Source organism: Terrisporobacter sp. (genome assembly GCF_017888745.1).
In the GTDB taxonomy this organism is placed as follows: Bacteria; Bacillota; Clostridia; order Peptostreptococcales; family Peptostreptococcaceae; genus Terrisporobacter.
The window spans coordinates 1-10,022 of the sequence record NZ_JAGHFM010000368.1; the positions used below are offsets into that span (position 1 = coordinate 1).

A 10,022-nucleotide genomic window follows, 5' to 3' on the forward strand; every position below is an offset into this window, starting at 1 on the left:
ATTCAATACTTTCATATTTTTATCTGAATAGAATCTTGATATCTTTTCTCCAAATCCACCATCAAGTATTCCATCCTCTAAAGTTATTACTAGCTTGTGATTTTCTAATAAGCCATTTAACATATTTTCATCTATTCCAGTTATAAATCTTGGATTTATTAATGTTGCATCTATATTTAATTCTTCTTTTAATTTAGCTTGTACTTTTTCACCTAATTGATAGAAAGATCCAAGCCCAATTATGGCTACTTCCCTTCCTTCATTCATTTTTTTATAAGTATTTAAATTAGAGAAATCAGCTTCTATCATTTCACCCGTTGACACTACCTCATTACTTGGTACCCTTATTGCAACAGGGTGTTTATCTTGCTCTATTCCCCACTCCATCATTGCAAGATACTCTTCTTTATTAGTAGGTGCAAGATATACTATATTTGGTATGTTTGATATTAAAGGTATATCAAATATTCCAAGGTGAGTTATATCAGCTCCACTTATACCATTTCCATGAACAAGTATTAAAGCTGGATTATCATTTATAGCTAAGTCTTGTGATAATTGGTCATAAGTTCTTTGTATAAATGAACTATATAAAGATGCTACTGGCTTACAACCTTGTGATGCTATACCTGAAGCTAGTGCTATTGCATGCTCTTCTGCTATACCAACATCAACAAATTGATCTTTAAATTTATGTCTGAATTCATTTAAACCTACTACCATTGGTGTACCTGCTGTTATACCAACTATTTTTTTATCCTTACTTGCTTTTTCACATAAGAAGTTATCAGTTATTTGGTCATAGCTTTCACCAGAAAAATCAAATAAAGGTTTTTTAGTTTTTAAATCAAATGGCATAACCCAGTGGAAAGCTTCTTTATTTATCTCAGCATCTTCATATCCCTTACCTTTTATAGTATGCATATGTATAACTACTGGATGATCTGTATCCTTAACTTTTGAGAATACATCTATTAAAGATTCTAAATCATGGCCATCTTTAACATAATGATATTCAAATCCAAATGATTTAAAGAAATTGTCTTCTGCCTTGCCTTCAGTTTCACGAAGCTTAGCTAAATTTTGATATAGTCCTCCGTAGTTTTCAGCTATAGACATATCATTATCATTTACAAGTATTATTATATTTTTTCCTGAAGCTGATGCATTATTAAATCCTTCATAAGCTTCTCCACCACTTAATGATCCATCACCTATTACAGCTATTATATTTTCTTTATCTCCTTTTAAATCTCTTGCTTTGGCTAATCCACAAGCTAAGCTTATTGAAGTCGATGTATGTCCAATCCTAAAAAAGTCATGTTCACTTTCTAGTTGAGAAGTATATCCTGTTATGCTATCAAACTGATTAGGATCTATAAAACCATGTTTTCTTCCAGTTAATATTTTATGTGGATATGACTGGTGTGAAACATCATATACTATTTTATCTACTGGTGAATTGAATACATAGTGTAGTGCAATTGTTGCTTCAACCATTCCTAAATTTGGACCAAAGTGTCCTCCAGTCTGACTAACCTTATTTATTATTATCTCCCTTAACTCGCTAGCCAGTTCTTTTAATTCACTTTTATTAAGTTCTTTTAAATCTCTTGGCGAGTCAATTTTATTTAAAATATTAAATTCCATATTTATTCCCTCCTTGGATATGTAGTTTTAATTTTGTTATGAAACTGTGTTCTTGTTAGATAGTATATCCCTTGGAGTTAAGTCTAAGGCAATACTTTTTTTAAATATTATCTTTTTCCTTATTTAAATAACAAATATCATAATTTTCTATTTTCTTATCTAATTTATTTAGCGTATACTCTATTTCTTGTTTTTTTAAGAGTAATTGCTTTCTTTGTTCTTTTAAAATATCTTTTCTTGCTTCTATCGTTTCATCACCTTGCATAAATAAGTTAACATACTCTATTAATCTTTCTATGGTAATACCTGCATTACGCATACATTTTATAAATTCGACCCATCCTATATCTTCTTTATATATTCTGTTTCCATTTTTATCTCTTTCTACGGATGGTATTAATCCAATTTTTTCATAATATCTTAATGTATCAGGGGTTATATTATATTTTTCACTAACTTCTTTAATTTTCATGATTCATGTCTCCTTTGACTTTTATATTAATACTTGGAGTTAGCTCTAAGTCAATACTTTTTTATTTTTATATACATTATACTCCTAAAAATATACTAGTTCATAAATTTATATTTAAATAAGAGTTCCTATGAATCAATTTTAATACTTATAAAACAAAACATAGAATAGTAATAAAATTTATTACTATTCTATGTTTTATGGTGTAACTAACTATAATGAATCTATTATACTTGACTCACAAGTTTAACAACACGATCTGCATGTTCTGTAGATTTTACTCTCATTGCTTCAAGTTTTTCTGCATCATTACGGCTTTGATAAAAAACTCCACCTGTATAAACAAATCCTAAAAACTCCATACCACAAAGACTACACATTCCTTTAATTGGTGGTAAAAATTCTTCGATTTCATATCCCATTGGTGCATCTTTATGATAAAGTGCTTCTGATAGTTTCCTGGCTATCTCTTCTAAGATTGTAATACATTTCCTTTTATCATCATCCTCACCTCGCTTTTCATTTTACCATGTTTATACTTTTAGTAATAATTTAATTTTGTTTATAGATAATAGTATAAGAATTATTTTTTAAGACAAAGTCAATGATTTATTAAGATTTTATTAAGATTGTTAGATTATACAATTATAGTTAAATAAAAACACATCAACAATTTTGTTGATGTGTTTGAGTATATTTTAATGGTGGATAATAATCACAGAAATAATACCCACGATTGTCAAATTAAAGTATCTATAAATCTAAATTTTTTACCTATAATAAATCCTAAATTCAAGTATCTCCAATTACCTATAAAGTTATCTTGCTCTTTATTATACTTTATAATGATGCGATTTAAAATTAATTTATAGTTTTAATTAATACACTTTATCCTTCAAATATATATTACTTATTTTGTAATTTTAAATATTCTTTTTCAAATACATTAAGATTATCTTGTAAAATTTCTATATTCATCGCTTCTAACATATGGTATCAAGTTTAATATTTTATTATTCAGTTTGGCTAATACAGGTGACATGCAACTCCAGTTTCATTATCTAGAGTTTTCCATGTTGGAGTTTCATTCATACAACGTTCTGTTTTATATGGACATCTTGTATGAAATCTACATCCACTTGGTATGTCAACTGCACTAGGCATACTTCCTTTTAATATAATTCTTTCTTTCTCTTCACCTGGATGTTGAATTGGCACTGATGAAATTAAGGCTTTTGTATACGGATGTTTTGGATTATTATATACCTCATCAGCTTCTCCTTTTTCTACAATTTGCCCTAAATACATCACTGCTATTTCATCACAAAATGATTTCACCACACTAAAATTATGAGATATAAATAGATATGTTAAGCCAAACTTATCTTTTAAATCTAACATTAAATTTAAAATTTGAGATTGTATAGATACATCTAGAGCTGCCGTTGGCTCATCACATACGATAAATTTAGGATTCATAGCCAATGCTCTTGCAATACCTATTCTTTGTCTTTGGCCTCCACTAAATTCATGTGGATATTTAAATATGCTAGTTGCATCTAATCCACATAGTTCTAACATTTCTCTTGTTTTTTCTTCAACTTTATCTTTTGAAACTATTTTATGCTTCTTTATTCCTTCAGATACAATTTGTCCCACACTTTTACTTGGATCTAAACTTGCATAAGGATCTTGAAAAATTATTTGCATCTCACTTCTTAATTTAGTCATCTCTCCATTTGATATACTAATATTATTTTCTACATCAAAAATAATCTTATCTCTAAATGTAACTTTTCCTCCTGTTGGAGATGTCAATCCTAAAATAGTTTTTCCTATTGTTGATTTTCCACAACCAGATTCTCCTACTAATCCTAATATACTATTTTCCTTTATAGCAAAACTAACTCCATCAACAGATTTAGCATATTGCTTTTGTCTAGAGAAAAATTTTTTTCTAACAGGATAATATTTTTTGAGGTTTGAAACTTCAAATATGATTTTCTCCTTTTGTTTAATCACTATTTTCCATCTCCTTTCTCATATCTAAAACAACGTACTCTATGGTTATCATTTAAGTCCATCATAGGCGGTTGTGAATTTTCACATTTCTGTATTCTTTTTTTACACCTCTTATAATAAGGACAACCTTTTATATCTTCGTATAAGTTAGGAACATTTCCTTCTATAGACTTAAATCTTCCGTTAAAATTCTCAGGCATTGCTCCTAATAAATCTTGTGAATAAGGATGTCTAGCATTATCGAAAAAATCATTAATACTGCACTCTTCCACAACTTTCCCATAATACATTACAGCTACTCTTTGTGCCATTTCTGCTATTATTCCTAAATCATGTGTAATTAGCATTATTCCACTATTACTTTCTTCCTTAATTTGTTTTAAAAGATTTATGATTTCAGATTGAGTTGTCACATCTAACGCTGTTGTGGGCTCATCAGCTATTATAAATGAAGGCTTACAGATCATAGCCATAGCAATCATTATTCTTTGCTTTAATCCACCACTTAATTCAAATGGGTACTTATTTAAAACACCTTTCGCATCTGGTATATTTAATTTAGTTAATAATTCTACAAGTTCATCCTTACAGTTATTTTTTTTATTCGGCCTATGAATTTTATAAACTTCTCTCAATTGTTTATAAATTGTTACTACTGGATTAAGAGATGTCATAGGCTCTTGGAATATCATAGATATTTTATCTCCTCTCACCTTACACATTTCTTTCTCATTTAAATTTATAAGATTTCTCCCCTCAAATAAAATCTCACCTGATTCAACTAATCCAGTTGCACTATTTATTAATCCCATAATAGCTAAAGAAGTAACACTTTTTCCGCTTCCTGATTCCCCAATAATACCCAATACTTCACCAGAATTTACTTGTAAATTTACACCTTTTACTGCTTCAACTTTCCCCATTACTGTATGAAAGGAAACTTTAAGATTTTTTACTTCTAATACACTCATTCCAATTTCCCACTTACAAACGAGTTTTTGGATCTAGAGCATCACGAAGCCCATCTCCAACAAAGTTAATTGATAATACCATTAAAATTATTAAGCTACCTGCTGGTATCCATAGCCACCATTCCCTTTGTAATGTTCCTATATTTTGTGCAGCAATAAGCATATTTCCCCAACTTGGCTCAGGTAATTTAACTCCGATTCCTAGAAAGCTTAAAGAAGCTTCCGTTAAAATTCCATTTGCTATAGCTAAAGTTGCTGCAACTAATATTGGTGACATTATATTCGGAAGTATATGATTTTTTATAATCTCAAAAGAAGACAACCCCATTGCTTTAGCTGCCATTATATAATCATTTTCCTTTAAGGATAAAATCTCTGCTCTTACTATTCTTGCAATATTGGGCCACATCAAAAATCCAATTATTATAATAAGATTTTTCACCCCTGGACCTACTATAGCCGCTACGGATACTGCGATAACGAAAAATGGAAAGCACATTATTATATCTATTATTCTCATAATTATTTTTTCAACTATTCCACCGAAGTAACCTGCTATGGCTCCCATTATTACCCCTATTATCAATTGTACTGTCATTGATGCAATTCCTACTATTATAGAAACTCTTCCTCCATAAAGTAACCTTGTAAAAACATCTCTTCCTAACTCATCTGTCCCTAGTATATGCTCCTTACTTGGAGCCATTTTGATATTAAATAAATCAGTTTCACTAATTGTATAATCCGTAAGTAATGGTGCACATATTGAAAGTAAAACCAGTGCTAATATTATAAATACACCTAATACTGTCAATTTGTTTTTCTTAAACTTACGAAAGGATATTTCTGTTAATGATACATATCTTTCTTGTTCTGCTTTTTCTACTGTTTTTAAAGTATTTTTAACCATTTATATCCCTCCTATTGACTTAATCTAATTCTTGGGTCAGCTATTGCATATAAAATATCTGCTATTATATTTGCTATTACAATTACAACGGCTATAAGCATTGTTATTCCCATTATTAACATATAATCTCTATTCATAATTGCATTGTAATTTAATGTTCCTATTCCTGGCCATACAAATACAGTTTCAGTAATTAAAGCACCTGATACTAATGATGGTAGCTGCATACATAAGACTGTAATTATAGAAATCATAGAGTTTCTAAGCCCATGATTCCACACAGCTTGATTTCTAGTAAGCCCTTTAGCTTGTGCAGTTCTCATATAGTCTTGATTTAAAGAATCAATCATTGAAGACCTTGTATATCTTAGTAATGTAGCAGTTTGAGTAAGTGATAATACTATAACTGGCATAATCATATGTTTAACTACATCAATTATATGTTCTAAACCTGTATATGAAGCTGTTAAAGTTTCCATTCCTGATGATGGTAAAATTCCTAAATCATATCCAAACCATTTTACTATTAATAATCCAAAGAAAAACGTCGGTATTGATATTCCTATAAATGAAAGGAAGGTAATTATATAATCTATCCATGTTTTAGATTTAGAAGATGTTATAACTCCAACGACTATTGCAAGTATTGAACTTAATATAAAAGAAACTATTGATATCAATAATGTGTTATTTAAAGCTTCCATTATTATTGAAAATGCCGGTGCGTTATACTGCGTTGAATATCCAAAATCACCAACTATTGCTCTTCCTATCCATTTTAAATATTGTATTGGAATTGGATCATAATATCCTAAATCCCTTAATTTCTGCTCTACTACCTCAGGTGGAACATTAGGATCAATCATATTTAAATATGGATTCCCTGGTTGAAGATGAATAAGTGTAAATACTGTGATAGATACACCGAATAATACAATTAAAGCAACACCCAATCTTTTTGCTAAGAATTTTCCCATATCTCCTATTTATCTCCTCTACAAAAAAGGTTGTTTACAAAAAACAACCTTTTTTGATTTTATATTATTTTATTACCCAATTATGAACATTATAGAATTCATTAAATGTAGATGGTTTATATCCTTCTAATTTACTATTATATACACGCTCTATATCTTGACAGAATAAATATGCTTCTGGTACGTCTTCATTTAATATTTTTGCAAATTTAGTATAGATTTCTTTACGTTCTTTTTGATCTAGTGTAGCATTACCTTCTTCTATTAAGCTATCAGTTTCTTTATTATCGTAAGCAACTATGTTATATCCTACTACACCTTTCTCATTAGATATAGCATCTGAGTGCCACATTGATTTTGGATCTGGATCTAAAGATAATGTATTACCCATCATATATAAGTCAAATTCATGGTTAGCAACTACTTGATCCATTACTGATGAAAATTCCATAGAATCTATTTCAATATTTACACCAATTGCTTTTAAATTTTCTTGTATAACTACTGCCGTTTTTTCTCTAACTGGATGTCCTGTTTGACAAACAAGGCTTAATTCTAATTTTTCGCCATTACTGTTTTCTACTATACCATCGCCATCTTTATCTTCCCATCCAGCTTCTTTCAATAAATCTTTTGCTTTTTCAACGTCATACTCATATTCATCTAATTCAGATTCTTCTGGATAAGCCCAGCTTGATGGTAGTATAGGTGCATTAACAATTTTTCCACGTCCTTCCACTACATTCTCAACTATAGCTTGACGATTTATAGCATGCATAAATGCTTGACGAAGTTTAACATCTTGTAACTCTTCTTTTCTTAGGTTGAATCCCATATATGTAAACATATAGTTATCAAAAGCTATTTTTTTGTATCCTTCTTCAACTAATGCATCTACATCTACTTTTGATAATGCTTCAACATTAGCGATATCTATCGAAGCATTTTTAAACTCTGCTTGAGTAGTGTCAGCATTTATTACTTTAAATACTAAATTTTTTGTTTTAACTTCTCCACCAAAGAAATCTGATGTAGCTTCAAACTTTACGTGAGAACCACTCTTGTATTCAGTTAATTTATATGGTCCACATCCTATTGGATTATTTAATAAATCAGTTTTATTTGTCCATTCACCTACAGCAACTTCTGACCATATGTGTTCTGGTAATATTTGTACTGTACCTAAGTTCGTTACTGCTGGAGCGTGTACTTTATTAAATTCTATTTCTATAGTATTTTCATCAATAACTTTTATACCTTCAATTTCATCTACTTTTCCATCATGATAAGCTTCAGCACCTTTTATATTTTGAACATCACCATAATATCCACCTGTATAATCACCTGATGCCATACTTGTAAAAGTAAATGCTACATCTTCAGCTGTTACGTCTTCTCCATCATGCCATTTAGCATCCTCATTTATTTTATATGTAATAGTTTTTTGATCATCTGAAACCTTATATTCATCTGCTAAATATGTTTCTAATTCACCTTGATCATTTACTGTCATTAAAGATGCATAGACAACTGATTCAACATAATGATCATTTGCTATATTTGAAATAAGCGGATTGAATATTCCTTGTGGTGCTGTGTTCATAGAATATACTATCGTATCTTTTACTTCCCCTTCATTATTTTCTACTCCCTTTGAACTACACCCTGTAAGTGATGTACATAATAGAGTTGTAGATAAAAATAAACTAATTATCTTTCCCTTCATACTTTCCTCCTGTCATAATTCCCTTTAATTCAACTTATATATATTTTTTATTACTTTCTTAATTATAAATGGTAATTATTAGTAATGTCTAATTAATAATTTTTATAATCAAAGCTCAAATATAGATTTTATTAATGATAGATTATCATATTAATTTCATCCCCTAAAACATAAAAAGGTCAGAGATTATGTCCTTTAAAATTATGTTTTAATTCTACCATACTATATTTAAACATGGTATTAACCTCCAAAATACTATAGTCTTACTTATATTTATAATAAAAAACTACTAAGCCATAAACTTAGTAGTTCCTTATCCTGTTTTCGAGGTTTTGAATGGTGGAGACGATTCCCAAGAATAATATCCACGATTAACTTTTTATTGGAATATTTATCTAGTTTATGTCAAAATACAATAAAAATTACAATCTAAGAGTGATGATTTCTGTACTAAGAACCAAACCTACTTCCAGACATGAAGGAGGTTGAAGTATAGAAATTTTTAAATTATTACTAAATAACTCTGATGCTTATTAATTAGTCTATTTGGAGCCTTTATTTACGATAAATTAAAAATCACTCTTACTGGCAATAAGAGTGATTCAAACGATTAATATCAAATTAATTACATAGAAATCACACTCTATTCCATATCCATCCTCTATTTCTTCTTCTGTAAAAGTATCGCCTTGTACACTAATTTCTTCTTTCTTTTCATTAGTATTAGCTTCATAAACATTTTTAGTTTCATCATGACTAACTATAATTGCACTATATATATCATTGATAATATTATTTACAGTATATATAGATGAACTAGTAAGTATAAAACTTGTACTTATTATTGTCATAAAAGTTATAATAGTTAATTTAGTCCTTAGCTTCATATTTTTAAAATATCACTTTCGTTATGATATCTTCCTATTTTTTCTAATTGAATTTATATGTACTTTTATAGAATTTGAGAATATACTTTTTTCATCGCCAAAAACATTTTTCATTATTTTTTCGGTACTTAAAGGAGTATTTTTATTTAAAATAAGATACTCTAATATTTGAAATTCAGATTTAGTTAATTGTATTAATTTTCTATATATATTAATATTTTATGAAATTAAATTTTATATCATTACATATGTAGTGAATATATTATTTTCATGTTTTCTATTAATATATCCATTATATTTTTTTATGATATTATCTATTTGAATTAATCCAATTCCGCTTATTGGTTTATTCTTTGTGGTTAAAAACTTCCCATTTACTTCATTTACATATCCATTAGTATTATTAC

General features: G+C 28.8%; 11 protein-coding genes. All 11 read right to left on the reverse strand.

Annotated features, from left to right (window positions below):
* The coding region (locus J7G74_RS16050) for a 1-deoxy-D-xylulose-5-phosphate synthase (RefSeq protein ID WP_297137210.1) at window positions 1-1,650 on the reverse strand (1,650 nt) is incomplete at its 3' end.
* Between the two features lie 100 nt (window positions 1,651-1,750).
* Entirely contained in the window at window positions 1,751-2,122 is a 372-nt protein-coding gene (locus tag J7G74_RS16055; protein WP_297137213.1) for a MerR family transcriptional regulator, read from the reverse strand.
* A gap of 227 nt (window positions 2,123-2,349) precedes the next feature.
* Window positions 2,350-2,544, reverse strand: coding sequence for a hypothetical protein (locus tag J7G74_RS16060; RefSeq protein WP_330616616.1), 195 nt, complete (start codon window positions 2,542-2,544; stop codon window positions 2,350-2,352).
* A 604-nt stretch (window positions 2,545-3,148) separates the two neighbouring features.
* Window positions 3,149-4,144 (reverse strand): ABC transporter ATP-binding protein, encoded by a 996-nt coding sequence (locus tag J7G74_RS16065; protein WP_297137215.1) that lies wholly within the window; start codon window positions 4,142-4,144, stop codon window positions 3,149-3,151.
* Window positions 4,144-5,115, reverse strand: coding sequence for an ABC transporter ATP-binding protein (locus J7G74_RS16070; RefSeq protein WP_297137219.1), 972 nt, complete (start codon window positions 5,113-5,115; stop codon window positions 4,144-4,146). The genes J7G74_RS16065 and J7G74_RS16070 overlap by 1 nt, the downstream gene beginning before the upstream one ends.
* Window positions 5,116-5,128: 13 nt before the next feature.
* The gene (gene opp4C / locus J7G74_RS16075) at window positions 5,129-6,025 is read right to left on the reverse strand and encodes an oligopeptide ABC transporter permease (RefSeq protein ID WP_297137222.1); all 897 of its coding nucleotides are present in this window, start codon (window positions 6,023-6,025) and stop codon (window positions 5,129-5,131) included.
* Window positions 6,026-6,036: 11 nt separating this feature from the next.
* Window positions 6,037-7,002, reverse strand: a complete 966-nt coding sequence (locus tag J7G74_RS16080; protein WP_297137225.1) for an ABC transporter permease — start codon at window positions 7,000-7,002, stop codon at window positions 6,037-6,039.
* A gap of 64 nt (window positions 7,003-7,066) precedes the next feature.
* Window positions 7,067-8,728 (reverse strand): ABC transporter substrate-binding protein, encoded by a 1,662-nt coding sequence (locus J7G74_RS16085; RefSeq protein ID WP_297137228.1) that lies wholly within the window; start codon window positions 8,726-8,728, stop codon window positions 7,067-7,069.
* Window positions 8,729-9,330: 602 nt separating this feature from the next.
* Complete coding sequence (locus J7G74_RS16090) at window positions 9,331-9,579, reverse strand: hypothetical protein (protein WP_297137231.1); 249 nt, start codon at window positions 9,577-9,579, stop codon at window positions 9,331-9,333.
* Window positions 9,580-9,636: 57 nt separating this feature from the next.
* Window positions 9,637-9,831 (reverse strand): winged helix-turn-helix domain-containing protein, encoded by a 195-nt coding sequence (locus J7G74_RS16975; protein WP_443081665.1) that lies wholly within the window; start codon window positions 9,829-9,831, stop codon window positions 9,637-9,639.
* 18 nt (window positions 9,832-9,849) lie between these two features.
* A partial coding sequence (locus J7G74_RS16980) for a GHKL domain-containing protein (RefSeq protein WP_443081666.1) occupies window positions 9,850-10,022 on the reverse strand: 173 nt, incomplete at its 5' end.